The organism is Salmonella sp. WC3 (assembly GCF_042932255.1).
Lineage (GTDB): Bacteria > Pseudomonadota > Gammaproteobacteria > Enterobacterales > Enterobacteriaceae > Salmonella > Salmonella enterica.
On the sequence record NZ_CP170629.1, the window covers coordinates 3566583 to 3592598 of the forward strand.

General features: G+C 53.4%; 24 protein-coding genes. 11 read left to right on the top strand and 13 right to left on the bottom strand.

All coding sequences use genetic code 11. From position 1 onward, the window contains the following. Window positions 1-47: 47 nt before the first annotated feature. The 9 genes from iscX to trmJ all read right to left on the bottom strand — a co-directional run bounded on the left by iscX (window position 48) and on the right by trmJ (window position 6717). Window positions 48-248, bottom strand: coding sequence for a Fe-S cluster assembly protein IscX (iscX, locus tag ACFK9X_RS17415; RefSeq protein ID WP_000523621.1), 201 nt, complete (start codon window positions 246-248; stop codon window positions 48-50). Window positions 249-259: 11 nt separating this feature from the next. After that, window positions 260-595, bottom strand: a complete 336-nt coding sequence (gene fdx, locus ACFK9X_RS17420; protein WP_001124466.1) for an ISC system 2Fe-2S type ferredoxin — start codon at window positions 593-595, stop codon at window positions 260-262. Between the two features lies 1 nt (window position 596). Continuing rightward, window positions 597-2447, bottom strand: a complete 1851-nt coding sequence (gene hscA, locus ACFK9X_RS17425; protein WP_151117161.1) for a Fe-S protein assembly chaperone HscA — start codon at window positions 2445-2447, stop codon at window positions 597-599. A 12-nt stretch (window positions 2448-2459) separates the two neighbouring features. Beyond that, window positions 2460-2975 (bottom strand): co-chaperone HscB, encoded by a 516-nt coding sequence (hscB, locus tag ACFK9X_RS17430; protein ID WP_000384398.1) that lies wholly within the window; start codon window positions 2973-2975, stop codon window positions 2460-2462. Between the two features lie 195 nt (window positions 2976-3170). Further along, the gene (gene iscA, locus ACFK9X_RS17435; protein ID WP_000028952.1) at window positions 3171-3494 is read right to left on the bottom strand and encodes an iron-sulfur cluster assembly protein IscA; all 324 of its coding nucleotides are present in this window, start codon (window positions 3492-3494) and stop codon (window positions 3171-3173) included. A gap of 28 nt (window positions 3495-3522) precedes the next feature. Next, window positions 3523-3909: a Fe-S cluster assembly scaffold IscU gene (iscU, locus tag ACFK9X_RS17440; protein WP_000331704.1), complete on the bottom strand. Its 387-nt coding sequence runs from the start codon at window positions 3907-3909 to the stop codon at window positions 3523-3525. A gap of 27 nt (window positions 3910-3936) precedes the next feature. After that, window positions 3937-5151: a cysteine desulfurase gene (gene iscS / locus ACFK9X_RS17445; RefSeq protein ID WP_151117163.1), complete on the bottom strand. Its 1215-nt coding sequence runs from the start codon at window positions 5149-5151 to the stop codon at window positions 3937-3939. Between the two features lie 180 nt (window positions 5152-5331). Further along, window positions 5332-5826 carry a Fe-S cluster assembly transcriptional regulator IscR gene (gene iscR / locus ACFK9X_RS17450; protein WP_001241346.1) on the bottom strand — a complete coding sequence of 165 codons (495 nt, stop codon included), beginning with the start codon at window positions 5824-5826 and terminating at the stop codon, window positions 5332-5334. Between the two features lie 159 nt (window positions 5827-5985). Further along, a complete protein-coding gene (gene trmJ / locus ACFK9X_RS17455; RefSeq protein ID WP_000940032.1) occupies window positions 5986-6717 on the bottom strand; it encodes a tRNA (cytosine(32)/uridine(32)-2'-O)-methyltransferase TrmJ in 732 nt (243 codons plus the stop codon). Between the two features lie 118 nt (window positions 6718-6835). Here trmJ and suhB point away from each other — a divergent pair, with 118 nt between their 5' ends. From suhB to asrC, 5 genes are all read left to right on the top strand, one after another. Further along, entirely contained in the window at window positions 6836-7639 is an 804-nt protein-coding gene (gene suhB / locus ACFK9X_RS17460) for an inositol-1-monophosphatase (RefSeq protein ID WP_000553473.1), read from the top strand. 144 nt (window positions 7640-7783) lie between these two features. Further along, window positions 7784-8662: an alpha/beta hydrolase gene (locus tag ACFK9X_RS17465; RefSeq protein ID WP_000174944.1), complete on the top strand. Its 879-nt coding sequence runs from the start codon at window positions 7784-7786 to the stop codon at window positions 8660-8662. A gap of 181 nt (window positions 8663-8843) precedes the next feature. Then, a complete protein-coding gene (asrA, locus tag ACFK9X_RS17470) occupies window positions 8844-9887 on the top strand; it encodes an anaerobic sulfite reductase subunit AsrA (protein ID WP_000985209.1) in 1044 nt (347 codons plus the stop codon). Between the two features lie 3 nt (window positions 9888-9890). After that, window positions 9891-10709, top strand: coding sequence for an anaerobic sulfite reductase subunit AsrB (gene asrB / locus ACFK9X_RS17475; RefSeq protein ID WP_000017587.1), 819 nt, complete (start codon window positions 9891-9893; stop codon window positions 10707-10709). Between the two features lie 10 nt (window positions 10710-10719). Next, window positions 10720-11733, top strand: coding sequence for a sulfite reductase subunit C (gene asrC / locus ACFK9X_RS17480; protein ID WP_151117167.1), 1014 nt, complete (start codon window positions 10720-10722; stop codon window positions 11731-11733). On the opposite strand, the gene ACFK9X_RS17485 is transcribed toward asrC, so the two are convergent. Continuing rightward, a complete protein-coding gene (locus ACFK9X_RS17485; protein ID WP_085375902.1) occupies window positions 11734-12720 on the bottom strand; it encodes a nickel/cobalt transporter in 987 nt (328 codons plus the stop codon). Continuing rightward, window positions 12711-13349 (bottom strand): DUF1007 family protein, encoded by a 639-nt coding sequence (locus ACFK9X_RS17490; RefSeq protein ID WP_000805726.1) that lies wholly within the window; start codon window positions 13347-13349, stop codon window positions 12711-12713. Before ACFK9X_RS17490 ends, ACFK9X_RS17485 begins: the two co-directional genes overlap by 10 nt. Window positions 13350-13474: 125 nt before the next feature. Between ACFK9X_RS17490 and csiE the strand changes: the two genes are divergently transcribed. Next, window positions 13475-14752: a stationary phase inducible protein CsiE gene (gene csiE / locus ACFK9X_RS17495; RefSeq protein WP_000982961.1), complete on the top strand. Its 1278-nt coding sequence runs from the start codon at window positions 13475-13477 to the stop codon at window positions 14750-14752. On the opposite strand, the gene ACFK9X_RS17500 is transcribed toward csiE, so the two are convergent. Next, entirely contained in the window at window positions 14747-15886 is a 1140-nt protein-coding gene (locus ACFK9X_RS17500; protein ID WP_151117168.1) for a 3-phenylpropionate MFS transporter, read from the bottom strand. The two genes, csiE and ACFK9X_RS17500, sit on opposite strands and share 6 nt — an antisense overlap. A 195-nt stretch (window positions 15887-16081) precedes the next feature. After that, the gene (gene glyA / locus ACFK9X_RS17505) at window positions 16082-17335 is read right to left on the bottom strand and encodes a serine hydroxymethyltransferase (protein ID WP_000919176.1); all 1254 of its coding nucleotides are present in this window, start codon (window positions 17333-17335) and stop codon (window positions 16082-16084) included. 324 nt (window positions 17336-17659) lie between these two features. Between glyA and hmpA the strand changes: the two genes are divergently transcribed. From hmpA to dtpD, 5 genes are all read left to right on the top strand, one after another. Continuing rightward, entirely contained in the window at window positions 17660-18850 is a 1191-nt protein-coding gene (gene hmpA / locus ACFK9X_RS17510) for an NO-inducible flavohemoprotein (RefSeq protein ID WP_000883088.1), read from the top strand. 181 nt (window positions 18851-19031) lie between these two features. Further along, a complete protein-coding gene (gene cadC, locus ACFK9X_RS17515) occupies window positions 19032-20576 on the top strand; it encodes a lysine decarboxylation/transport transcriptional activator CadC (protein ID WP_151117169.1) in 1545 nt (514 codons plus the stop codon). A gap of 362 nt (window positions 20577-20938) precedes the next feature. Beyond that, window positions 20939-22270: a cadaverine/lysine antiporter gene (cadB, locus tag ACFK9X_RS17520; RefSeq protein WP_151117170.1), complete on the top strand. Its 1332-nt coding sequence runs from the start codon at window positions 20939-20941 to the stop codon at window positions 22268-22270. Window positions 22271-22352: 82 nt separating this feature from the next. Next, complete coding sequence (gene cadA, locus ACFK9X_RS17525; protein WP_001100652.1) at window positions 22353-24497, top strand: lysine decarboxylase CadA; 2145 nt, start codon at window positions 22353-22355, stop codon at window positions 24495-24497. 55 nt (window positions 24498-24552) lie between these two features. Beyond that, window positions 24553-26013, top strand: a complete 1461-nt coding sequence (dtpD, locus tag ACFK9X_RS17530) for a dipeptide permease DtpD (protein WP_069721219.1) — start codon at window positions 24553-24555, stop codon at window positions 26011-26013. Window positions 26014-26016: the final 3 nt, after the last annotated feature.

Below are 26016 nucleotides of genomic sequence, written 5' to 3' on the forward strand. Positions count from 1 at the left end.
TTTCCTTATTAGCAAACGGGCCGCCGTAGGGCAGCCCGTTATTTGACTTACTCTGCTTCATCCAACCAGACTAGCAGAATCGCCTCCAGAATTTTTTCATTGGATGCGTTAGGGTCGTCGTCAAAATCGTCCAGTTCGCAGATCCACTGATGCAGATCGGTGAAACGAACGGTTTTAGGATCGACATCAGGATATGCGTCGTATAACGCTTCGCCGATCTCGCGGCTATCGGTCCACTTGAGTCCCATACTACCCTCTGTTAATGCTCACGCGCATGGTTGATTGTGTAACGTGGAATTTCGATAACCAGATCGTCGTCGGTAACGCGGGCCTGGCAGCTCAGTCGACTTTCCGGCTCCAGCCCCCACGCTTTATCCAGCATATCGTCTTCTTCTTCCGAACTTTCCGGCAAGGAGTCGAAGCCTTCACGTACAATACAGTGACAGGTGGTGCAGGCGCACGATTTCTCACAGGCGTGTTCAATCTCGATGCCGTTGCGCAGCGCAACGTCAAGAATGGTTTCACCGGTCTCAGCTTCCAGAACTGCGCCATCCGGACAAAGATCCTGATGAGGCAGAATAACAATCTTCGGCATGTTAAACCTCGTCTACGGAATGGCCTTTCAACGCGCGACGAACCGACTGGTCCATGCGGCGAGCGGCAAATTCCTGGGTTTGTTTATCTACGTTTTTAATGGCTTGTTCTATGGCGTCAACATCATCGCCTTGTGCGACCGCGCTCAAATGTGCGGCGGCATCATCAATGCATTGACGTTCTGCGGCGCTTAACAGCGCGGCGTCGGCAGTTAGCGCGCCGGTCAAACTTTCCAGCACGCGCGCGGCTTCGACTTTTTGCTCCGCCAGCATACGCGCTTTCACGTCCTGCTCGGCAAAACTCATGGAATCCTTGATCATCGAGGCGATTTCGCTATCGGTCAGGCCATAGGAAGGTTTGACCTGAATGGAGGCCTCGACGCCGGTGGATTTTTCCATTGCGGTGACGCTCAACAGGCCATCGGCGTCTACCTGGAAGGTCACACGAATATGCGCCCCGCCCGCCGGCAGCGGCGGAATCCCGCGCAGCGCAAAACGCGCCAGCGAGCGGCAGTCCTGCACCAGTTCGCGTTCGCCCTGCATCACATGGATAGACATCGCGGTCTGACCGTCTTTGAAGGTGGTGAAATCCTGCGCGCGCGCCACCGGGATAGTGGTGTTGCGCGGAATGACTTTTTCCACCAGGCCGCCCATCGTTTCCAGCCCAAGAGAGAGTGGAATCACGTCCAGCAGCAGCATTTCGCTGTCCGGCTTGTTGCCGACCAGAATATCGGCCTGAATCGCTGCGCCGATAGCGACCACTTTATCCGGGTCGATAGCGGTTAACGGCGTGCGGCCAAAAAATTCGCCCACCCGCTCACGCACCAGCGGTACACGGGTCGAACCGCCGACCATGACCACTTCCAGAACGTCCTGGGGCTCAACGCCGGCATCTTTCAATGCGCGACGGCAGGCCAATAGCGTGCGCTTAACCAGCACGGAAATGAGATCGTTAAACTGCTCGCGAGTGATCTCCCCCTGCCAGCCCGCAACGTTAACGCGAACAGTATCGGCATCGCTTAAGGCGATTTTCGCCGCAATCGCGGCATCCAGCAGTTCGCGCTGAACGCGATTGTCGCTACGATCGGCAATTCCCGCCTGCTCGCGAATATAGTCCGCCAGCAGATGGTCAAAGTCATCGCCGCCGAGCGCAGAATCACCGCCCGTCGCCAGCACTTCAAACACCCCGCGGCTCAGGCGTAAAATAGAGATATCGAAGGTACCGCCGCCGAGATCGTAAACAGCAATAACGCCTTCTTTGCCTGAGTCCAGACCGTAGGCAATCGCCGCCGCCGTCGGTTCGTTGAGCAGGCGCAGCACATGCAGGCCAGCCAGCCGCGCGGCGTCTTTCGTCCCCTGACGTTGGGCATCATCGAAATAGGCGGGAACGGTAATCACCACGCCATCCAGCTCGCCGGAGAGCGATTCGCTAGCCCGCGCGGCCAGCGCTTTGAGAATATCAGCCGATACGCGTACCGGATTGAGCAATCCAGCCGACGTGTCAATCATCGGCAGCCCATTAACGCTTGCCTTAAACCGGTAAGGCAGATGCGGATAGCGCGCCTGGATATCCGCCAGCGAGCGTCCCATCATGCGTTTCACAGAGCTGATAGTGTTGGCCGTATCCTGCGCGGCATTGTCACGCGCAGCGTAACCGACCGTATGGCCCTGCTGCTGATAGTGAACCACTGAAGGCAACAGGTGGCGCCCTTCGTGGTCAGGCAGAGTTTCCGCCTGGCCGCTGCGAACCGTCGCAACCAGAGAGTTGGTAGTGCCTAAGTCGATGCCCGCCGCCAGACGACGCTGATGCGGCGCGGCGCTCAGACCAGGCTCACTAATTTGTAATAAGGCCATGTTAGATTCCAGTTAAAAATCGAGCAGCTTTTCTTCGAGTTGTTCTGCGCTGCTTCGCAGTTTATCGAGAAACCGCAGTTTGCGCACCGTATCCGCCGCCGCGTCCCACGCGGCGTTGTCCAACTGTTCCACCATTTGCTGAAGACGAGCATCAAACATCTTTTGTACGCGTTTGATGAAGCTTTCCAGCCGCACGTCGTCTTTTGATTGTTCGATATCGTCCAGCTCTTCGCGAAGCGTGAGTTGTTCCATCAGAAACGCGGTGTCGCGTACCGTATGTTGCTCGCTGGCCAGATCGAACCCGTGTAAGGAGAGCAGATACTCCGCGCGCGTCAAAGGGTGACGCAGCGTTTGCCAGGCCTGGTTGATCGTGGCGGATTGCTGGACGGCGGCAAGCTGCTGCGCCTGAGTGCCGTTGGCAAATTTGTCAGGGTGATACTGGCGTTGCAGATCCTGAAAACGAAGGCTCAGCGCCTGGGTGTCAATCTGATAACGGGCTGGTAAGCCAAAGAGGGTGAAGTAATCCATAACATTCTCAGGGATAGCCTGTCAGAACAAACCCCACACGCAGGCGACCACGGTGGGGTTATACCTTCTTACTTCGCGCCGCAGATGCGTTGTCTGCGCGGGTTCCCCCAGTCATTTACTCAAGTAAGCGCCTGGGGATTCACTCGCTTGCCGCTTTTCTACAGCACGAATGCTCGGTATAACAGCGGAACACGGTTACACGTGGAAGCTTTCGCCGCAACCACACTCATCTTTCACATTCGGGTTGGAGAATTTAAACCCTTCGTTCAGACCTTCTTTTACGAAGTCCAGCTGTGTACCGTCCAGAAATTGCAGGCTCTTGCCGTCAACCACTACCTTAACGCCTTTGTCTTCAAACACGGTGTCTTCCGCCGTTGGCTCGTCAACAAATTCCAGTACATAAGCCATACCTGAGCAGCCGGAGGTTCTCACGCCCAGACGCAGACCAAACCCTTTACCACGGTTGGCCAGGAAGGTATTAACTCGCGCTGCTGCACTGTCGCTAAGTGTAATCGACATAACAAAACCTCAATGTTAACGTTCTATTTTATTTCGCTTCGCGTTTGCTTTTGTAATCCGCAATAGCGGCTTTAATCGCGTCTTCCGCAAGAATAGAGCAGTGAATTTTCACCGGCGGCAGCTCCAGTTCGTCTGCAATGTCGGTGTTTTTAATCGCCTGCGCTTCGTCCAGGGATTTCCCTTTCACCCACTCCGTTACCAGAGAGCTGGAGGCGATAGCGGAACCGCAGCCGTAAGTCTTGAAGCGCGCGTCTTCAATGATACCTTCATCGTTAACTTTAATCTGCAACTTCATGACGTCGCCGCAGGCCGGCGCGCCAACCATGCCGCTTCCCACGTTATCGTCGTTGTTGTCAAACGACCCTACGTTACGCGGGTTCTCATAGTGATCGATTACTTTTTCGCTGTAAGCCATTATAAATTCTCCTGATTCCGATACCGATTAATGATGTGCCCATTCGATGCTGTTCAGATCCACACCCTGCTTGTACATTTCCCACAGTGGAGAAAGGTCACGCAGGCGGCCAATGGATTTACGAACCAGATCAATGGTGTAGTCGATCTCTTCTTCAGTGGTAAAACGACCTAAAGAGAAACGGATAGAGCTATGCGCCAGCTCGTCATTCATGCCCAACGCGCGCAGCACGTAGGACGGTTCCAGACTGGCGGAGGTGCAGGCGGAACCGGAAGAGACCGCCAGGTCTTTCAGCGCCATGATCAGCGACTCGCCTTCAACGTAGTTAAAGCTCACGTTGAGAATGTTTGGCGCGCCCTGCTCAAGGTCGCCGTTCAGGTAAACTTCTTCAATATCTTTGATGCCGTTCCACAGACGGTTACGCAGACCGCGCAGACGGGCCATTTCGGTCTCCATCTCTTCTTTCGCGATACGGTAAGCTTCGCCCATGCCGACGATCTGGTGGACAGGCAGAGTACCAGATCGCATACCGCGCTCGTGCCCGCCGCCATGCATCTGCGCTTCAATGCGAATACGCGGCTTACGACGCACATACAGCGCGCCAATGCCTTTCGGACCATAAATTTTATGACCGGAGAAGGACATCAGATCCACTTTCAGTTGGCTCAGATCGATAGGCAGTTTGCCCACGCTCTGGGTGGCATCAACGTGGTAGATGATACCGCGCGCGCGGCACATTTCGCCGATGGTCGCGATATCCTGCACCATGCCGATTTCGTTGTTCACGTGCATGATGGAAACCAGAATGGTGTCGTCACGCATCGCTGCTTCGAGCTCGTTGAGATCGATGATGCCGTTGCGCTGGGGCGCCAGGTAGGTCACTTCAAACCCTTCGCGCTCAAGCTGACGGCAGGTGTCCAGCACCGCTTTGTGCTCGGTCTTGCTGGTGATGATGTGCTTGCCTTTTTTCTGATAAAAGTTGGCAGCGCCTTTAATCGCCAGGTTATCGGACTCCGTCGCCCCTGAGGTAAAGACGATTTCACGCGGGTCGGCGCCGACCAGTTCAGCAATCTGGTTGCGGGCGATATCGACGGCTTCTTCAGCCTGCCAGCCGAAACGGTGTGAACGAGACGCCGGGTTCCCAAAGGTTCCGTCCAGGGTCAGAAACTGCATCATTTTCTCGGCAACACGCGGGTCCACCGGCGTGGTTGCGGAGTAGTCGAGATAAATCGGTAATTTCATTGCTCTTAAACTCCGTACATCACTCAATGCAAGGAATCAGGCAACCGGCTGGATGTACGACCGTGTTGACGGGACGTCCGCGTCCCGGCCTGATTCTGAATTCTTTTTTACGCTTCATCCTTCAGACGACCGCGGCATTCACCGCATGAGGCCGCCAGAAGAGATGGCGTAATATTTTAATTAAGCGCGTAATTTAACGTCGATAGCGTCCTGCGCACGACCACTGGCGCGCGGCGCGTCATGCGTGTGCTGGCGACCAGACACATCCAGAACTTCCTGGTTATTCACCAGCTCGCCTAAGGTAATATTGTTGAGAAAGCCGGTCAGGCGATCGCTTAAATCACGCCACAGCGCATGGGTCAGGCATTTATCGCCGCCCTGACAGCCGCCTTTCCCCTGGCAACGGGTCGCGTCAACGGATTCATCAACCGCGCTGATCACTTCGCCGACCGCGATACTGCCAGCATCTTTACCCAGCAGATAACCGCCGCCCGGCCCGCGTACGCTGGAAACCAGACCGTTTTTACGTAAACGGGAAAATAGCTGTTCCAGATAAGAAAGGGAAATCCCCTGACGTTCAGAAATATCAGCCAACGGTACCGGGCCCGCTTCGGAGTTGAGCGCAACGTCTAACATTGCGGTCACGGCATAACGCCCTTTAGATGTCAGTCTCATGTCTTACTTAACCTCAAACTCGCCCCTGCCCGGGGTTTTTTATTGTAAAATGGGGGTATTGCATAGCAGGGACAAGTCTGACATTCCCGAGTAATTTGGTCAACTATTTACTTGAGTAAATTAGTCAGGTATTTAGCGTTCCGTGCGATATTGACGCGGTTACTTGCCTTTATTCTGCTGCTCAATAGACGCCAGAATCCCACGCAGAATATTCAACTCCTGGCTTTCCGGGCGGGCGCGGGTAAACAGACGGCGCAATTTATTCATCACCTGCCCCGGATGGTTTTCGCGAATAAAGCCAGTGGAGAGCAACGTTTGCTCCAGATGGCCGTAGAAGCGTTCAAGATCGTCCACCAGCGGATACGGCGTCTCTTCATGATCTGCCGCGTCGCCGTTTTCCTGCGTCGCCAGCCAGGCCATGCGGACTTCATACGCGATGACCTGTACCGCCATCGCCAGATTCAACGAGCTGTACTCCGGGTTAGCGGCAATAGCGACGTGATAATGGCATTTTTGCAACTCATCGTTAGTCAGCCCGACACGCTCACGACCAAAAACCAGCGCAACCGGCGTATTTGCCGCTTCCGCCACGCTTTTTAAGCCGCACTCGCGCGGATCAAGCATCGGCCACGGCAAAGTGCGGGAACGGGCGCTGGTGCCGACCACCAGGCTACAGCCAGCCAACGCTTCATCCAGCGTATCGACGATCTGCGCATTACCGATCACATCGCTGGCGCCTGCCGCCAGGGCGATAGCCTGGGAGTCTGGTTTCACCAACGGGTTTACCAGCCACAGGTTAGTTAAGCCCATGGTTTTCATAGCGCGAGCCACAGAGCCCATATTGCCGGTGTGGGAGGTTTCCACCAGCACAATTCGAATGTTTTGCAGCATTGTCTTTCTTCAGCTAAAGATTATTCTGACATCTTACCATAAAACCAAGACAGATTCCGATCTCGCTGCTATACTCTGCGCCGTTTTCCCGTTCTTTAACATCCAGTGAGAGAGACCGATGCATCCGATGCTGACCATCGCCGTGCGCGCAGCGCGCAAGGCGGGTAATGTAATTGCCAAAAACTATGAAACTCCGGACGCTGTAGAAGCGAGCCAAAAAGGCAGTAACGATTTTGTGACCAATGTAGATAAGGCCGCTGAAGCGGTAATTATCGACACCATTCGCAAATCTTACCCGCAACACACTATTATCACCGAAGAAAGCGGTGAGCACGTTGGCACAGATCAGGATGTTCAATGGGTTATCGATCCGCTGGATGGCACCACCAACTTCATCAAACGTCTGCCACACTTCTCTGTTTCCATTGCTGTACGCATTAAAGGCCGTACTGAAGTGGCTGTCGTTTACGATCCGATGCGTAACGAACTGTTCACCGCCACCCGCGGTCAGGGCGCGCAACTGAACGGCTACCGTCTGCGCGGCAGTACCGCTCGCGATCTGGACGGCACTATCCTCGCTACCGGCTTCCCGTTCAAAGCCAAACAATACGCGACCACCTACATTAATATTATCGGCAAGCTGTTCACCGAATGCGCCGATTTCCGCCGCACCGGTTCCGCCGCGCTGGATCTGGCCTATGTGGCTGCAGGTCGTGTCGATGGTTTCTTTGAAATTGGCCTTCGTCCGTGGGATTTCGCCGCAGGCGAACTGCTGGTTCGTGAAGCGGGCGGTATCGTCAGCGATTTCACCGGCGGTCATAACTACATGATGACCGGTAATATCGTGGCGGGGAATCCGCGCGTCGTTAAAGCCATGCTGGCGAATATGCGCGACGAACTGAGCGATGCGCTGAAGCGCTAAGTCTCTTCGGCGGATGGGGCCACTCATCCGCCGTGCCTTTTCAGGCGTTTTTCCTAAACACAGCCTCATCGCTTTACTTGCCTGCATGTTTTTGTACGATCGCTCCCTGCTCCGCTATTGGCATAAAGCGGCAAGGAAGCGAACATGACCCTTCAACATACCCGACGCATCGTCAAATCCCTTTTTATTCTGTTTATCATTGTGGTCTGTATTTATCTGCTACCCCGCGTAGCGATCAATGCCTTTTATTACCCGGACAATAAAGTCTATGGGCCAACCCCTGCCGAAGCTGAATCCATTACCTTTACCGCCAAAGATGGCACGCATCTGCACGGCTGGTTTATTCCCACTGCTTTCGGCAGGCCGGAAAACGCCGTCGCGACGGTGATTCATGTCCATGGCAACGCCGGAAATATGTCGGCGCACTGGCCGTTAGTCAGTTGGCTGCCAGAACGCAACGTAAACCTGTTTATGTTTGATTACCGTGGTTTTGGCGAATCGGAGGGTACCCCATCACAAGAGGGGCTACTGGACGATACGAAAAGCGCGATAGATTATGTGCGGCATCGCGCCGACGTTAACCCCGAGCGCCTGGTACTGCTGGGGCAGAGCCTGGGCGGCAATAATGTACTGGCCGCCGTAGGCCACTGCGTAGGCTGCGCAAATATGCGCTACGCCGACCAGGCGGGGATACGTGCGATTATCCTCGACTCAACGTTTTTATCCTATTCCTCCATCGCCAACCAGATGATCCCGGGCAGCGGCTATTTGCTTGATGACCGCTATAGCGCGGATCGCAATATCGCCAGCGTCAGCCCCATTCCGGTATTGATTCTTCATGGCACGGCAGACCATGTTATTCCCTGGCAGGACAGTGAGAAATTGTATGCCCTCGCCCGGGAACCCAAACAAAAAATCTTCATTCCTGACGGCGATCACATTGATGCTTTTTCCGGACGTTATGCAAACCTTTACCGTGATGCAATGATTAAATTTATTCAGACCGCGCTATCCGCTAAATAGCGCGACGCTGTATATATGCATATTTTATGATTAAGAATATATTTATTATACCGATAGTAAAAACCATTTTTTCCCGTTAGCGAAGGCGGTGGATTAGCGCTAGCGTAACAGTAATATTCAACTGATTTTTATAACAATTTATTTTCATTTGTTTTTCCTGAATATTACTGTGGAGTATGTGATGGCTATCAAAATTACGCCTGACGAGTTTAGTTTGCTTATCCAGCGATTAAACAAAAAATGGCGCGTGTTTGCCCCGTCCGCAGAGTTTCGCGGCGGACGTTTTTCCGACACTGACAACATTATTTATCAACGGATTAGCGGCTGGCGCGATCTCATCTGGCACGAGAAATCGCACATGTCGCCGAATACCATTATCGCCCCTATCACCGAAACGCTCTTTTATTTCGATAAAGACACCATTCAAATTGCCGAGACAGACACTTCCCCGATAATCATCTTTGCCCGCGCCTGCGACATTAACGCCATGTCGCGGCTGGATTATATGTATTTATCAAATGGGAATAATTCCGATTACAGTTATCAACTGCTACGGGAGCATATTCGTTTCGTCCTTATTGAGTGTGAAGAAAGCTTCGAAAATTGTTTCTGCGTCTCAATGGGTACCAATAAAACTGACTGTTATAGCGCCGCCATGCGTTTTAGCGATGAGGGCGCGCTTGTCAGCATCCGCGATCCCTTTATCGAGGCGGCGATACAAGGGCTGGGGCAGGAGGCTGACTATACCCCCTCTTTCGTCAGCGAAAACCGGGAAACCGTCGTCACGCCGGACAGCGTTTGCCGCGATCCGCAAAAAATTCGCGACATTCTCACCCGCCATCCGCTATGGGACGCCTACGACAGCCGCTGCATCAGTTGTGGCCGCTGCACTACCGGGTGCCCAACCTGTACCTGCTATAGCGTCTTTGACGTCGCCTATGATGAAAATCCGCAGCGCGGCGAACGCCGTCGCCAGTGGGCAAGCTGCATGGTGCCGGGCTTTAGCGACATGGCCGGCGGTCATGGTTTTCGCGAAAAACCCGGCGAGCGTCTGCGCTACCGCGCCCTGCATAAGGTCAATGACTACAAAGCGCGCAACGGCATTGAACATATGTGCGTCGGCTGCGGCCGCTGCGACGATCGCTGCCCGCAATACATCAAATTTTCTTTGATTATCAATAAAATGACCGCTGCCGTTCGGCAGGCGCTGGCAGAGGAGGCATAACGCATGTCACATTGTTCCTGTCATGATAAACCGCAGCACAGTTTGCTGCCTGCGGCGTACCGCATCCTCAGTATTACTCGCCACACGCCGCTGGAGTGGAATTTCCGCGTGGCCGTCGATTTTCCCGCGCACTGGGGGCAATTTGTTGAGGTGTCGCTGCCGCGCGTCGGCGAAGCGCCCATCTCCGTTTCCGACTACGGCGACGGCTGGATAGATCTGCTGATTCGTAATGTCGGAAAAGTGACCAGCGCCCTCTTTACGCTGAAAGAAGGCGACAACGTGTGGCTACGCGGCTGCTATGGCAATGGCTATCCGGTCGATACGCTGCGCCATAAACCCTTGCTGGTTGTCGCAGGCGGCACGGGCGTCGCGCCGGTGAAAGGTTTAATGCGCTATTTCGTTGAGAATCCCCAGGAAATTGGTCAACTGGATATGATTCTCGGCTATAAAAATCGCGATTGCGTGCTGTACAAAGAAGAAATGGCGACGTGGCGCGGCAAACATAATCTGGTGCTCACGCTGGATGAAGGCGAGGCTGATGACCGTTACCAGATTGGTCGGGTGACCGATCGGCTTGCCGACATGACGCTTAGCGATATCGACACCATGCAGGCCATCGTCGTTGGGCCGCCAATAATGATTACCTTTACCGTAAAAATGCTGCTGCAAAAAGGGCTCAAGCCGGAGCAAATTTGGGTGGACTACGAACGCCGGATGGCCTGCTCCGTCGGGAAGTGCGGCCACTGCCGTATGGGCGAAGTGTATGTCTGCACCGACGGCCCGATATTTAACTACGCCGTCGCGCAACGTTTTGCCGATTAAGGAGAACATCATGAGCATTGATATTGATATCATTAAAGCCCGTGCGAAAAACGAATATCGCCTGTCAAAAGTGCGCGGCGAAGCCATGATCAGCGTCCGCATTCCCGGCGGTATTTTGCCTGCGCATTTGCTAACGGTGGCGCGTGACATCGCCGAAACCTGGGGCAACGGACAAATTCACCTCACTACCCGCCAGAAGCTGGCGATGCCGGGTATCCGTTACGAAGATATCGACAACGTGAACGCCGCGCTGGAGCCGTTTCTTCGCGAGATTGAAATAGAACTGTGCGACGTCCAGGTTGAGGATACCAAAGCGGGCTACCTCGCTATTGGCGGGCGAAATATTGTCGCCTGTCAGGGGAACCGCATTTGCCAGAAAGCCAACACTGACACGACCGGTCTGTCCCGTCGTCTTGAAAAACTGGTCTATCCCAGCCCTTATCATCTCAAAACGGTCATCGTTGGCTGCCCGAATGATTGCGCGAAGGCGTCAATGGCAGATCTGGGAATTATTGGCGTGGCGAAAATGCGCTTCACTGCCGATCGCTGTATCGGCTGCGGCGCCTGCGTGAAGGCCTGTAGTCACCACGCGGTAGACTGCCTGGCGCTGAAGAACGGCAAAGCGGTCAAAGAAGAGTCCGCCTGTATCGGCTGCGGCGAGTGCGTGCTGGCCTGTCCGACGCTGGCCTGGCAACGTAAGCCGGATCAGCTCTGGCAAGTCCGTCTGGGCGGACGCACCAGTAAAAAGACGCCGCGCGTCGGCAAGCTCTTCCTCAACTGGGTGACTGAAGATGTGATAAAGCAGGTGATCGTTAACCTGTATGAATTTGAAAAAGAGATGCTCGGCGGAAAACCGATCTATCTACATATGGGCCATCTGATCGACAAAGGCGGCTACCTGCGTTTTAAAGAACGGGTACTGCGCGGCGTTCAGCTCAATCCGGAAGCGATGGTCGCCGAACGCATTTACTGGGCCGAAGACGAATCCGTCGCGCGGATGCATCTCAAACCCGTCGGGCACTAATCAACCACGCCATGGCCGCAGCCCGCCCACAGGCTGCGGCACGCTAAACCACATGACCAACGCCGCAACAAGCAGTATGACCCCTCCGGCCAGCGCCAGCGTTGACCAGCCTACCTGCCGCCATAAAGCCGGCGCTTTGTTTCCACTGAGTTTCACCGCCAGAGCACGAAAAGTGTGTACCAGCAGCGCCAGCGAGGTAATCGTTAGCGAGGTTCCCGCCGCCATTGCCAGTACCGACGCCATTCCCCAGCTAAAAACGCCAATCACTTTACTGAATAACAGCACCATTATCGCGCCGGAACAGGGCCGCATCCCCATAGACAGTACGATCATGAGTCGCGCGCGCCAGTCATCGCCGCTATGCAATTGTTCCTGCGTCGGTAGATGCTGATGTCCGCAGCCGCATTTTTCATGGTGAACATGGCGCGGCGTAAAAGCGATAAAGGCAGGTTTACGTAGCAGCGCGCGTAACCTTTTTATGGCCCGCCAGCACAGCAAGATGCCCAGCCCGCCAACTAACGCATAGCTCCCCTTTTCCATCCAGAAACCGCTCAGATGGAGCTGCCTGGCCGGAAGTTGCAATACGGTCAGCACGCCCACCACCAACCCGATAGCCACGAACCCCTGTAATAACGCGGCGGCGAGGGTTAACACGATACTTGATTTCAGCTTCGAAGGATGCGTCGCCAGCCATGTCGCGATCACCACTTTGCCGTGTCCCGGCCCCAGCGCATGAAGCACGCCATACATAAAACTCAGCAGAAGCAACGATCCGCCCGCCCGCTCAGGATGCGTCGCCACCGCATTAAGCAGCGCGCTCAACTGCTGATTTACGTCCCGCTGCCAAAGAGCGCTTTTCAACATCACCTGCGGCCAGGCCTGCCATATCCACAGACCGCCAACCAGCATTAGCAGCAGGAATAACGCCAATGGCCACAGCGAGAGCCAGCGTCGCCCCGGAGTGCGTTGAGAAAAAATTACTGACATTGCAAGGTCACCGTTTGGGCAAACTGTTTACCTAAATCCATATCCTCCGGCGGCGCGTCCTCTTTATCCAGCGACTGGGCGAAACGTAGCATCTCTTCGCCGGGCGCAGGAGTATAAACCTGAATCCGACACTTTTCGCGCAGCGGTTCCGGCATCGTGATATCGCTGTCCTGGTCATAATGCATATCGACATAATAAGAGGGATCAAACGTTGAAAAGGTATAAGTCTGTCCGCTTAACGGCTGCGGTTCAGCCAGCGGTAGCGTAAAGGTCAATACCGCCTGATGCGCGTCACGCGTCATACCGTATTCTGTCGGCCTGTTTTTAAACTTCACTTTCGCGCCATTGCGCCACACTTCTGTAAAGTAGTGCTGCCCAAGTACGTTAGCCATCACTTCCGCCGCCAACTTTTTCCATATTTCTGACCCCGGTGCCGCGTTTCCGGCGTCATACAGCAGATCTGCGGACGTCAGCGCGTCCATTGTCCAGCGCATTTTTAACGCCACAAATTGCTCATTTTCACTGACCACCTGCGTTTGCAGACGGATGAAGCTGTGCGGATGCGCCGCCGCCACGAAAGATAAAACGGCAAGAAATAGTGTTAAGGCGCTGCGTTTCACTGGCTTCATCTGTTCCTCGCGATAAAAATTCTGTGACACTCCTCAGCATTCCTGGCCTAAAAGCACGCTTATCACATTTTTCACACGCAAACTTTAGCTATCCTTACCAGACAAACTAACGGGAGACCTGACAGATGATGCCGACAATTGCCCCACCATCTGTACTTTCCGCTCCCCAGCGCCGCTGTCAGGTATTGCTGACGCTTTTCCAGCCGGAGCCAATTGCCACGGTGGAAATCTTCAGCGCGCTTAATGGCGTTGATGATGATACTGCCCGTGAGGATATCACTGAGACAAGTCTGGAGATCCAGCGCTATCATCGCCTTGCCATCACAACATGCCAGAACGGTTGCTATCGGATCGAAGGTACAGCACTCGATCAGCGCCTTTGCCTTTTACACTGGCTCAGGCGCGGCCTGCGTTTATGCCCGACCTTCGTCACGCAACAGTTTACCCCGGCCTTAAAAAACGCGCTAAAGCAGCGCGGTATCGCGCGTCCGCTGTATGACGATATTAATCTGCACGCGCTCATCAATCTGTGCGCCCGCCGGTTGCAAAAACCATTTGAACATCGCGACGTGCAGTTCCTGCGCCTTTTTTTACAGTATTGTCTGCTACAACACCATGCCGGCATCACCCCGGAATTCAACCCTGTGCAGCAGATTTGGGCGCAGTCGTGCGCGGAATATCCACTCGCCCAGGAAATTGGTCGTCACTGGCAGCGCCACGTGATGCAGGCCGCACCGCTCAATGAAGCGCTGTTTATGGCGTTACTGTTTTCAATGATTCGCCTCCCCGACCCGATTCGCGACACGCATCAACGGGCGCAGCAACTGCGACTGGAGGTGGCGCGGCTGGTGCTGCGCTTTCGAGAAAAAGGGAACGTACGCTTCAGCGACGAACAAGGGCTTAACGATCAGCTCTATGTCCATCTCGCCCAGGCGCTGAACCGAAGTTTATTCACGATTGGCATCGATAATACGCTTCCGGAAGAGTTCAACCGTCTTTATCCGCGTCTGGTTCGCACCACACGTGAGGCGCTCGCCGGGTTTGAAGCCGAATATGGTATCCACTTTTCCGAGGAAGAGACGGGGCTGGTGGCAGTGATTTTCGGCGCCTGGCTGATGCAGGATAACGATTTGCATGAGAGACAGATCGTATTGTTAGCGGATAAAAATGATGCGCTGGAGACGCATATTGAGCAGCAACTGCGTGAACTGACCCTATTGCCGCTGAATATCAGACGGATATCGCTCCAGGCGTTTCAAAAAGAGGGATGCCCGCGCGGCGTAGCGCTGATTGTTACCCCTTACGCCACGCCGCTACCGCTCTTCTCACCGCCATTAATTCATGCGGATCGCGCCCTCACAGAGCACCAACAGCAGCAGATCCGCAAGATCCTGGAATCATGACGCGGCAACCACTTTGGGCCGAAGGAAGATAGCGGGCAATGCCACCAGCGCCATAATCCAGAATACGCCGCCGCCCAGATGTTGATACAGAAAACCGGCAAATACCGTCATAATCGCGATACTGCCGCCCATCGCCACAGCGGAATAGACGGCCTGCAAACGAATCACCTCGCTTCCCTGACGCGCAGCGATATAGCGCATGGCGGCCAGATGGCAAACGGTAAACGTGCCACAGTGCAGGATTTGTATCACAATCAGCCACGGCAACGCCGTACTCCAGCCCATCAGTCCCCAGCGTACCACGCCGCACACAGCGGAAAGCAACAGCAAGTCGCGGGCGCTAAACCGGCGGAATAGCTTTTTACTCAGGGCAAAAATGATCACTTCCGCCACCACGCCCAACGACCATAAATAGCCGACCGCCGATGCTGAATAGCCAGCCCCCTGCCAGTAGATGGCGCTAAAACCGTAGTAGGCGGCGTGCGCCCCTTGCAGCAAACAGACGCAGGCGAGAAAACGCCAACTTTGTGCCACCAGCGTACGCCAGGCGGGCCAGCCTGCGCTCTCCTGCTGACGGCTTTCCCCTTGCGGCGGCACGCTGGGACGTAACAACATACCCAGCAACATCGAGGCGACGCCGAGCGTCAGTAGCGCCAGAATCGCCTGGTAATCGTATAAACTCACCAGCTTACCGGTCAGCGCCGACCCTATCACGAAGGCGATGGACCCCCACAGCCGCACCCGACCATAGTCCAGGGTAATTTGCTTTTGCCAGGTATTGGCCAGCGCATCGGTCAGCGGCACCAGTGGTGAAAAGAAGAGGTTAAACCCAACCATCACCACCATTAGCCACGCGACATGCGTTCCTGCCCAAAATGCCAGCGCAAATACCAGCGTCAGCAATGCCAGTACGCGCAGCGCGGAGAGCAACCGCGAAGGATCGCTTACGCGAGGCGCAATGAGCAGACTACCGAGAAAACGCGCGACCAGACCCACGCCCAGCAGAAGACCGATGGTTTCCGGCGTTAGCCCAAGACCTTTGAGCCAGACGCTCCAGAAGGGCAGAAAAATACCGTAACTAAAGAAGTAGGTGAAATAACTGAGCGCCAGCCAGCGCGTGGAATGCAATGCCATGATTCCCTCCCGTTTGGAGGCGATAGTCTGGCGGTAAACGGTTGCGCTGGCAAGGGTAACATAAGGTTAACAGGCGGAGGGAGAAGTTCAAACGGCAACGCCGCCGGATAATGACTTCCGGCGGCGTCACGTTATGGCGCATAAGTAATGCCCGACAGACGCAGCGCCATCGGGCCATTTTCACAACACAAGCGCTTATGCGTAAACCGGGAAGCGTGCGCAGATATCCAGCACTTTCGCTTTCACGCGTTCAATGGTTGCTTCATCATTGATGTTGTCCAGCACGTCACACATCCAGCCAGCCAGCTCTTTCACTTCCGCTTCTTTGAAGCCGCGACGAGTAACCGCCGGAGAACCAATACGGATACCGGAGGTCACGAACGGGCTCTTAGGATCGTTCGGCACGCTGTTTTTGTTCACGGTGATGTTAGCACGGCCCAGCGCGGCGTCAGCTTCTTTACCGGTCAGGTTTTTATCCACCAGGTCCAGCAGGAACAGGTGGTTCTCAGTGCCGCCAGACACCACTTTGTAGCCGCGGTTCAGGAACACTTCCACCATCGCTTTGGCGTTTTTCGCCACCTGCTGCTGGTAAACTTTGAACTCCGGCTCCATCGCTTCTTTCAGCGCTATCGCTTTACCCGCGATCACGTGCATCAGCGGGCCGCCCTGCGCGCTTGGGAACACGGCGGAGTTCAGTTTTTTATACAGCTCTTCATCGCCGCCCTTCGCCAGGATCAGGCCGCCGCGCGGACCCGCCAGGGTTTTGTGGGTGGTGGTGGTGACCACATGCGCATGGGGAACCGGGTTCGGGTAAACGCCTGCGGCAATCAGGCCCGCCACGTGCGCCATGTCGACAAACAGGTATGCGCCGATGCTGTCAGCGATTTCACGCATTTTTGCCCAGTCAACCACGCCGGAGTAGGCAGAGAAGCCACCGATAATCATCTTCGGCTTGTGCTCTTTGGCCAGCTTCGCCATCTCGTCATAGTCAATTTTACCGGACTCATCGATACCGTAAGGTACGATGTTGTACAGTTTACCGGAGAAGTTAACCGGGGAGCCGTGAGTCAGGTGGCCGCCCTGCGCCAGGTTCATACCCAGAACGGTATCGCCCGGCTGCAGCAGCGCGGTGTAAACAGCGAAGTTAGCCTGAGAACCGGAGTGCGGCTGCACGTTAGCGTAGTCGGCGCCGAACAGTTCTTTCGCGCGGTCGATAGCCAGCTGCTCAACGACATCAACGTATTCGCAACCGCCGTAGTAGCGCTTGCCCGGATAACCTTCAGCGTATTTGTTGGTCAGCTGAGACCCCTGCGCCTGCATCACGCGCGGGCTGGTGTAGTTTTCGGAGGCGATCAGTTCGATGTGCTCTTCCTGACGTACTTTTTCCTGCTCCATAGCCTGCCACAATTCGGCATCATAATCGGCAATGTTCATTTCACGCTTTAACATCCGCATCTCCTGACTCAGCTAACAATAAAATTTGTGCCTGAAAAGGCAGTCCGTGGGACTTCGGCCAACAGTATAACCGAATCATTCTTCGATAACAGGTCTTGACAAAGGTTTTTACGCAAACGATTACCTATGCGTCAGATAAGGGTTTCCTGAACGAGAGCCTGACGAATTTCAACGGATTTCTTTTCAGCTTTGTGATGCAGATTTTTCACGTTGTTACCTCCATAACGTAAAGCAGAGAAGATCCATTTACAATGCAAGGGTATTTTTATAAGATGCATTTGATATACATCATTAGATTTTCACATAAAGGAAGCACGTATGCTTGACGCACAAACCATCGCTACAGTAAAGGCCACCATTCCCCTGCTGGTTGAAACAGGACCGAAACTGACCGCCCACTTCTACGACCGTATGTTTACGCATAACCCGGAGCTCAAAGAAATCTTCAATATGAGCAACCAGCGTAACGCCTCCCAGCGTGAAGCCCTGTTTAATGCTATCGCGGCCTACGCCAGCAATATCGAAAATTTACCGGCGTTGCTGCCGGCGGTAGAAAAAATCGCGCAGAAGCACACCAGCTTCCAGATTAAGCCGGAGCAGTACAACATCGTCGGGACGCATCTGCTGGCGACGCTGGACGAAATGTTCAACCCAGGCCAGGAAGTGCTGGACGCGTGGGGCAAAGCCTATGGCGTACTGGCTAACGTCTTTATTCATCGGGAAGCCGAGATTTATCACGAGAACGCCAGCAAAGACGGCGGCTGGGAAGGCACGCGCCCCTTCCGCATCGTTGCGAAAACCCCGCGTAGCGCACTGATCACCAGCTTTGAGTTTGAACCGGTCGACGGCGGTACGGTGGCGGAATACCGTCCCGGGCAGTATCTGGGCGTCTGGCTGAAGCCAGAAGGTTTTGCGCATCAGGAGATCCGCCAATATTCACTGACCCGTAAACCCGATGGCAAAGGGTACCGTATTGCCGTGAAGCGTGAAGACGGCGGCCAGGTATCAAACTGGTTACACCATCACGCCAGCGTAGGCGATGTGGTACATCTGGCTGCGCCGGCAGGTGACTTCTTTATGAATGTCGCCGCTGATACCCCCGTTTCGCTGATTTCCGCTGGCGTCGGCCAGACGCCGATGTTAGCGATGCTCGATACGCTGGCGAAAGAACAGCATACCGCGCAGGTGAACTGGTTCCACGCGGCGGAGAACGGCGACGTCCATGCGTTTGCCGACGAAGTGAGCGAGCTGGGCCGTACACTGCCGCGTTTCACTGCCCATACCTGGTACCGCGAACCGACCGAGGCCGATCGCGCCCAACGCCTCTTCGACAGCGAAGGGCTGATGGATTTAAGCAAACTGGAAGCCGCGATCAGCGATCCGGCAATGCAGTTCTATCTTTGCGGCCCGGTAGGTTTTATGCAGTTTGCCGCAAAACAACTGGTTTCACTTGGCGTGAATCACGAAAACATTCATTACGAATGCTTCGGCCCGCATAAAGTGCTGTAATTGCAAGAAATCCTCTGAAAAAACGGGCGTTATCGTTAAGGCGAACGCCCGTTTTCCTCCCCGTTCCCCTGCTTATTGCGCTGCTTTTTATGCCTTTCTTTTACAAAAAAGGGGAATAAAAAAAGTCTGTGCAAATCGTGTTATTATTAACGTTTGACTTAGCTCGTTAGGGCATCTTTTTATGCAGCAACCTGTTGTACGCATTGGAGAGTGGCTGGTTACACCTTCTGTTAATCAGATCAGTCGTCAGGGACGCCAGATTACTCTTGAACCACGGCTGATCGATCTTCTGATGTATTTTGCGCATCACCCGGATGAAGTGTTAAGCCGGGATAACATTATTGATCATGTCTGGATGCGCACCATCGTGACCAACCATGTTGTCACCCAAAGCATTTCTGAACTACGCAAATCATTAAGAGATGGCGGAGACAGCAATGCTGAATACATCGTTACCGTACCTAAACGCGGCTATAAGCTGACGGCGCCGGTTATCTGGTGCGAAGAAAATAGCGATGAGATCGATAATTCATCAACGTCGCCGCCGCCGCCGATCGCAGCGACGAATGCAGAACCGACGGAGGGGGTTACTGCCGCTACGCCTGTGCTGCCCGCCTCTTTGCAAACGCCGACTAAAAAGGCGAAAAAGCCGCGTATCGCCGCTTTCTGGACGTGGGTGATGTTCCTGCTCTCGCTGGCGACGCTGGTGGTGTTTATCGTGATGTCGGTGGTAGATCATAATGCCGCGGTAACAAAAACGCGGTTATTACTTAACCCACGAGATATAGATGTTCGTTTTGAAGGCGGCAATTCCTGTAATAACTGGGTCTCGCAGGAGTCCTACGCCATCGGTCTGGGCGGCTTAATCACCGACCTGCTGAACACCTACTCGACTTTTATGGTGCACGATAAAACCAATTACCGGGTCAATGAGCCAAGCAGCTCCGGTAAGACGTTAACCATTCAGTTTGTCAATCAGCGCCACTATCGGGCGCAGCAGTGCTTTATGTCTGTAGTGCTCATTGATAACGCCGATGGTTCAACCATGCTGGATAAGCGTTATTTCGTCACCAATACTAACCAGTTGTCCATCCAGGATGATCTGTTTAATAGCCTGTCTTTCGTTTTAACACAGCCCTGGCCTAATCGTATGCGAGAACAACTGGCCCTGTTCAGAACGCCGCAAAATACCGCGCTGATGCGTTTTTATGAGGCGCGCCAGCTTATTCTGAGCGGCGATGCGCAGGCGCTAGGTAAAGCCAGCGATATTCTGAATGGCATTATTAAGGAAACGCCTGATTTCAACTATGCCTATGAATATAAAGTGCTGGTAGATGTATTACGGCAATCACAACAGCCGTTTGATAAAGAACAAGTGGCTGCGCTGAACGAAGAGTTTAAAAAAATAGATCAAATTCCGGGCGTTGAGAAAACGTCTGTTTATTATAAAATCAAGACCGTTGATCTTTTGGGCAAAGGTGATATCGATGCAGCGTATGAGGAAATCAATAAAAGCATCGAGCTTGAAATGTCGTGGTTTAACTATGTCCTGTTGGGGAAAGTTTACGAAATGAAAGGTGAGAATCGTCTGGCCGCTGATGCCTATCTGACCGCCTTTAATTTACGTCCAGGTGAAAACACGCTGTACTGGATCGAAAATGGCGTATTTCAGACATCCGTTCAGAAAATTGTCCCTTATCTGAATAGTTTTCTGGCAGAAGATTAAATTTAACGCTGAACCATGACAAATAAAAGCGAAAAGATATTAAATTTTTCGCTTTTATTTTGTGAAAAACATGTTGCCAAAAATAGCTTATGTTAATTTTGGCAACATATTCATTGCAAAGATATGTAAATATAACTCTTTGTAATTAAACGATGTTTATCCTTTCATGATATTTTCTATGATATTTATATGTTAATTCAAAAAAAAATCAATCTATCAGTTTTTTCATGTTTGTGTTTATTTCACTTTTTCTTTAGGACTTATCTCAACCCATTCGTTAATCTTGTCGACAGTTGAACGGGCACGCAGCATATATGAAGCATAAGCCCGGTTCTTAAAAATACAGCTCAGGAGAAATGAACATGAGTTCCGTCAAAAAGATCGGGCTATTTGCCTGTACTGGTGTCGTTGCCGGTAATATGATGGGGAGCGGGATTGCATTATTACCCGCCAACCTTGCCAGTATTGGTGGCATTGCCATCTGGGGCTGGGTAATTTCTATTATTGGGGCAATGTCGCTGGCTTATGTTTATGCGAGGCTGGCAACCAAAAACCCTCAACAGGGTGGCCCTATCGCTTATGCTGGGGAAATATCTCCGGCGTTTGGTTTCCAGACCGGCGTTCTTTATTATCACGCAAACTGGATTGGTAACTTAGCCATCGGCATTACCGCTGTTTCTTATCTTTCTACGTTCTTCCCGGCATTAAATAATCCAATACCGGCAGGTATTGCCTGTATTGCTATCGTCTGGCTGTTCACCTTTATTAATATGCTGGGCGGGGCCTGGGTCAGCCGCTTGACAACGATTGGCCTATTCCTGGTGCTGATCCCGGTAGTCTTGACCGCAGTCGCCGGCTGGCATTGGTTCGATATCGCGACCTATCACGCAAACTGGAACACGTCTACGACGACCGACTCTCACGCCATTGTTAAAAGTATTCTGCTCTGCCTGTGGGCGTTCGTTGGCGTTGAGTCTGCCGCCGTCAGCACCGGCATGGTGAAAAACCCGAAACGCACCGTACCGCTGGCAACCATGCTGGGTACCGCGCTGGCAGGCATCATCTATATCGCCGCGACTCAGGTTATAGCCGGGATGTTCCCAGCTTCCGTTATGGCCTCTTCCGGCGCGCCGTTCGCTATCAGTACCTCCACGATTCTGGGTGGCTGGGCTGCGCCGCTGGTTTCCGCCTTTACCGCTTTCGCCTGCCTGACGTCTCTGGGCTCCTGGATGATGCTGGTCGGCCAGGCTGGGGTTCGCGCCGCCAACGACGGCAACTTCCCGAAAATTTACGGTGAAATGGATAAAAACGGTATTCCGAAAAAAGGTCTGCTGTTGGCTGCGGTGAAAATGACGGCGCTGATGATTCTGATCACCATCATGAACTCCAGCGGCGGTAAAGCGTCCGACCTGTTCGGCGAACTGGCCGGGATTGCCGTACTGCTTACCATGCTGCCGTACTTCTACTCCTGTGTTGACCTGATTCGCTTCGAAGGGTTCAACATCCGTAACTCGGTAAGCCTGATTTGTTCTGTACTGGGCTGCGCATTTTGCTTCATCGCACTGATGGGCGCCAGCTCCTTCGAACTCTCCGGCACCTTTATCGTCAGTCTGATCATCCTGATGTTCTACGGTCGCAAAATGCACCAGCGCCAGAACAACGACAGCGACAACAATACGGCTGAAGCGCTTTAACCGCTAACTCCTTTTTCTCAAAGCCCCTTTCGTCACCTGCTATAGCGTAGCGGGAGGGGCCCACTTTACCAGGAACAAGACTATGAACGTTATTGCTATCATGAACCACATGGGCGTCTACTTTAAAGAAGAGCCTATTCGTGAACTGCATCGTGCACTGGAAGGTTTAAATTTCCGTATCGTCTATCCAAACGACCGAGAAGACCTGCTGAAGCTGATTGAAAATAACTCCCGCCTTTGCGGCGTCATTTTCGACTGGGATAAATATAACCTTGAGCTTTGCGAAGAGATTAGCAAGCTGAACGAGTATATGCCGCTGTACGCCTTCGCCAACAGCTACTCTACGCTGGACGTCAGCCTCAACGATCTGAGAATGCAGGTTCGCTTCTTTGAATATGCTTTAGGCGCCGCAGCCGATATCGCGGCGAAAATTCGCCAGAATACCGATGAATACATCGACAATATTCTGCCGCCGCTGACAAAAGCGTTGTTCAAATATGTGCGCGAAGGGAAATATACTTTCTGTACGCCTGGCCACATGGGCGGGACCGCTTTCCAGAAAAGCCCCGTCGGCAGCATCTTTTATGATTTCTTCGGCCCGAACACGATGAAATCCGATATTTCGATTTCCGTTTCCGAACTGGGTTCACTGCTGGACCACTCCGGCCCGCATAAAGAAGCGGAAGAGTATATCGCCCGCGTCTTTAACGCCGAACGTAGCTACATGGTGACGAACGGCACCTCTACGGCGAACAAAATCGTCGGTATGTACTCCGCGCCGGCAGGCAGCACGGTACTGATTGACCGTAACTGCCATAAATCGCTGACCCATCTGATGATGATGAGCGACATTACGCCGATTTATTTCCGCCCAACCCGTAACGCCTACGGTATTCTTGGCGGTATTCCGCAAAGCGAGTTCCAGCACGCCACTATCGCTAAACGGGTAAAAGAGACGCCTAACGCAACCTGGCCGGTCCACGCTGTTATTACTAACTCAACCTATGACGGTCTGTTGTATAACACTGACTACATCAAGAAAACTCTGGATGTGAAGTCCATTCATTTTGACTCCGCCTGGGTGCCTTATACCAATTTCTCCCCTATTTATCAGGGTAAATGCGGTATGAGCGGCGACCGTGTAGAAGGCAAAATCATTTATGAAACCCAGTCCACGCATAAACTGCTGGCGGCGTTTTCACAGGCATCCATGATTCATGTTAAAGGCGACATTAACGAAGAAACCTTTAACGAAGCCTACATGATGCATACCACCACTTCTCCGCACTACGGTATCGTAGCGTCTACTGAAACCGCAGCGGCGATGATGAAAGGTAATGCGGGTAAACGCCTGATTAACGGCTCTATTGAACGTGCGATTAAATTCCGTAAAGAAATTAAACGCCTGAAAAGCGAATCTGACGGCTGGTTCTTTGACGTATGGCAGCCGGAACATATCGATGGAGCTGAGTGCTGGCCGCTGCGTTCAGATAGCGCATGGCATGGCTTCAAAAATATCGATAACGAACACATGTACCTCGACCCGATCAAAGTCACTATCCTGACGCCGGGGATGAAGAAAGACGGTACGATGGATGAATTCGGTATTCCGGCAAGTCTGGTCGCCAAATATCTCGATGAACGCGGCATCATCGTAGAAAAAACCGGTCCATACAACCTGCTGTTCCTGTTCAGCATTGGTATCGACAAAACCAAAGCTCTGAGCCTGCTGCGCGCGCTCACTGAATTTAAACGCGCCTTTGACCTGAACCTGCGCGTCAAAAACATTCTGCCGGCACTGTACCGCGAAGCGCCTGAGTTTTATGAAAATATGCGCATCCAGGAACTGGCGCAGAATATTCATAAACTGGTCGAACATCATAATCTGCCGGACTTAATGTACCGTGCGTTTGAAGTGCTGCCGAAAATGGTGATGACGCCGTATACTGCGTTCCAGAAAGAGCTGCATGGCGAAACGGAAGAGGTGTATCTTGAAGAGATGGTTGGACGCGTCAACGCCAACATGATCCTTCCTTACCCTCCGGGAGTGCCGCTGGTGATGCCTGGTGAAATGATCACCGAGGAAAGCCGTCCGGTACTGGAATTCCTGCAAATGCTGTGCGAAATCGGCGCCCACTATCCGGGCTTCGAAACCGATATCCACGGCGCCTATCGTCAGGCAGACGGACGTTACACCGTTAAGGTGCTGAAAGAAAATACGAAATAAGTACCAAAGGGAAGTGGCTTGCCACTTCCCTTTTTTCACGCAGCAAGGAGACTTTATGAAAACACCCTCACAACCGCGCGCGATTTTTTACATCGTGGCGATTCAAATTTGGGAATACTTCAGCTTTTACGGCATGCGTGCCTTACTCATCCTTTATCTTACCCACCAGCTTGGTTTTAATGACAGCCACGCGATCAACCTCTTCAGCGCCTACGCCTCTTTAGTTTACGTTACCCCTATTCTTGGCGGCTGGCTTGCCGACCGCCTGCTTGGCAACCGCGTGGCGGTTATCACCGGCGCCTTATTGATGACGCTGGGTCATGTGGTATTGGGCTTAGAATCTAATTCAACGCTGAGTTTATATGCGGCGCTGGCCATTATTATCTGCGGCTACGGCTTGTTTAAATCCAATATTAGCTGTCTGCTGGGCGAACTTTACGCCCCTGATGACAACCGCCGCGACGGGGGATTCTCGCTGCTCTACGCCGCCGGGAATATTGGATCGATAGCCGCGCCGATCGCCTGTGGTCTGGCGGCGCAGTGGTATGGCTGGCATGTCGGCTTTGCGCTGGCGGGCGTCGGAATGTTCATCGGCCTGCTCATCTTTTTAAGCGGTCATCGCCACTTTCAGCAGACGCGCGGTGTTAATCGCCCCGCGCTGCGGGCGGTTAAATTCGCCCTTCCAACCTGGGGTTGGCTGGTATTAATGCTGTGTATCGCGCCGGTATTCTTCACCCTCCTGCTGGAAAATAACTGGTCTGGCTATGTGCTGGCCATTGTCTGCGTCTTCGCGGCGCAACTTATCGCCCGTATTATGGTTAAATTTCCCGAACACCGTCGCGCCTTGTGGCAAATCGTTCTGTTAATGATCACCGGCACTCTCTTCTGGGTTCTGGCGCAGCAGGGCGGAAGTTCGATCAGTTTATTCATCGACCGTTTTGTCAACCGCCACTGGCTGAACATGACCGTCCCCACCGCATTGTTCCAGTCGGTCAATGCGATTGCGGTGATGGCGGCGGGCGTGGTGCTGGCGTGGCTGAGCAGCCCGAAAGAGAGCGCCCGCTCGGTGCTGCGCGTCTGGCTTAAATTTGCCGTGGGACTGGTATTAATGGGCGGCGGTTTTATGCTGCTGGCGCTAAACGCGCATCAGGCCCGGTTAGACGGGCAGGCATCAATGGGAATGATGATCGCAGGGCTGGCACTGATGGGCTTTGCAGAGCTGTTTATTGATCCGGTCGCGATGGCGCAAATTACCCGCCTCAACCTGCCTGGCGTCACGGGCGTGCTGACCGGTATTTATATGCTGGCGACCGGCGCGGTCGCTAACTGGCTGGCTGGCGTCGTCGCGCAACAAACCACGGAATCGCAAATTAGTGATACGGCGGTAGCCGCCTACGGACACTTTTTCTCGCAAATGGGCGAGTGGACGCTAAGTTGCGTGGCGCTGATCGTCGCCATTGTCGGCCTGAGATGGGTTTGCACCCGGACTACATCGGCGCTACCGCAGGGCGATTAAACG

Coding starts and splice junctions, on each gene's coding strand:
- iscX (WP_000523621.1), bottom strand. CDS start 248: ATGGGACTCAAGTGGACCGATAGCCGCGAGATCGGCGAAGCGTTATAC.
- fdx (WP_001124466.1), bottom strand. CDS start 595: ATGCCGAAGATTGTTATTCTGCCTCATCAGGATCTTTGTCCGGATGGC.
- hscA (WP_151117161.1), bottom strand. CDS start 2,447: ATGGCCTTATTACAAATTAGTGAGCCTGGTCTGAGCGCCGCGCCGCAT.
- hscB (WP_000384398.1), bottom strand. CDS start 2,975: ATGGATTACTTCACCCTCTTTGGCTTACCAGCCCGTTATCAGATTGAC.
- iscA (WP_000028952.1), bottom strand. CDS start 3,494: ATGTCGATTACACTTAGCGACAGTGCAGCAGCGCGAGTTAATACCTTC.
- iscU (WP_000331704.1), bottom strand. CDS start 3,909: ATGGCTTACAGCGAAAAAGTAATCGATCACTATGAGAACCCGCGTAAC.
- iscS (WP_151117163.1), bottom strand. CDS start 5,151: ATGAAATTACCGATTTATCTCGACTACTCCGCAACCACGCCGGTGGAC.
- iscR (WP_001241346.1), bottom strand. CDS start 5,826: ATGAGACTGACATCTAAAGGGCGTTATGCCGTGACCGCAATGTTAGAC.
- trmJ (WP_000940032.1), bottom strand. CDS start 6,717: ATGCTGCAAAACATTCGAATTGTGCTGGTGGAAACCTCCCACACCGGC.
- suhB (WP_000553473.1), top strand. CDS start 6,836: ATGCATCCGATGCTGACCATCGCCGTGCGCGCAGCGCGCAAGGCGGGT.
- ACFK9X_RS17465 (WP_000174944.1), top strand. CDS start 7,784: ATGACCCTTCAACATACCCGACGCATCGTCAAATCCCTTTTTATTCTG.
- asrA (WP_000985209.1), top strand. CDS start 8,844: ATGGCTATCAAAATTACGCCTGACGAGTTTAGTTTGCTTATCCAGCGA.
- asrB (WP_000017587.1), top strand. CDS start 9,891: ATGTCACATTGTTCCTGTCATGATAAACCGCAGCACAGTTTGCTGCCT.
- asrC (WP_151117167.1), top strand. CDS start 10,720: ATGAGCATTGATATTGATATCATTAAAGCCCGTGCGAAAAACGAATAT.
- ACFK9X_RS17485 (WP_085375902.1), bottom strand. CDS start 12,720: ATGTCAGTAATTTTTTCTCAACGCACTCCGGGGCGACGCTGGCTCTCG.
- ACFK9X_RS17490 (WP_000805726.1), bottom strand. CDS start 13,349: ATGAAGCCAGTGAAACGCAGCGCCTTAACACTATTTCTTGCCGTTTTA.
- csiE (WP_000982961.1), top strand. CDS start 13,475: ATGATGCCGACAATTGCCCCACCATCTGTACTTTCCGCTCCCCAGCGC.
- ACFK9X_RS17500 (WP_151117168.1), bottom strand. CDS start 15,886: ATGGCATTGCATTCCACGCGCTGGCTGGCGCTCAGTTATTTCACCTAC.
- glyA (WP_000919176.1), bottom strand. CDS start 17,335: ATGTTAAAGCGTGAAATGAACATTGCCGATTATGATGCCGAATTGTGG.
- hmpA (WP_000883088.1), top strand. CDS start 17,660: ATGCTTGACGCACAAACCATCGCTACAGTAAAGGCCACCATTCCCCTG.
- cadC (WP_151117169.1), top strand. CDS start 19,032: ATGCAGCAACCTGTTGTACGCATTGGAGAGTGGCTGGTTACACCTTCT.
- cadB (WP_151117170.1), top strand. CDS start 20,939: ATGAGTTCCGTCAAAAAGATCGGGCTATTTGCCTGTACTGGTGTCGTT.
- cadA (WP_001100652.1), top strand. CDS start 22,353: ATGAACGTTATTGCTATCATGAACCACATGGGCGTCTACTTTAAAGAA.
- dtpD (WP_069721219.1), top strand. CDS start 24,553: ATGAAAACACCCTCACAACCGCGCGCGATTTTTTACATCGTGGCGATT.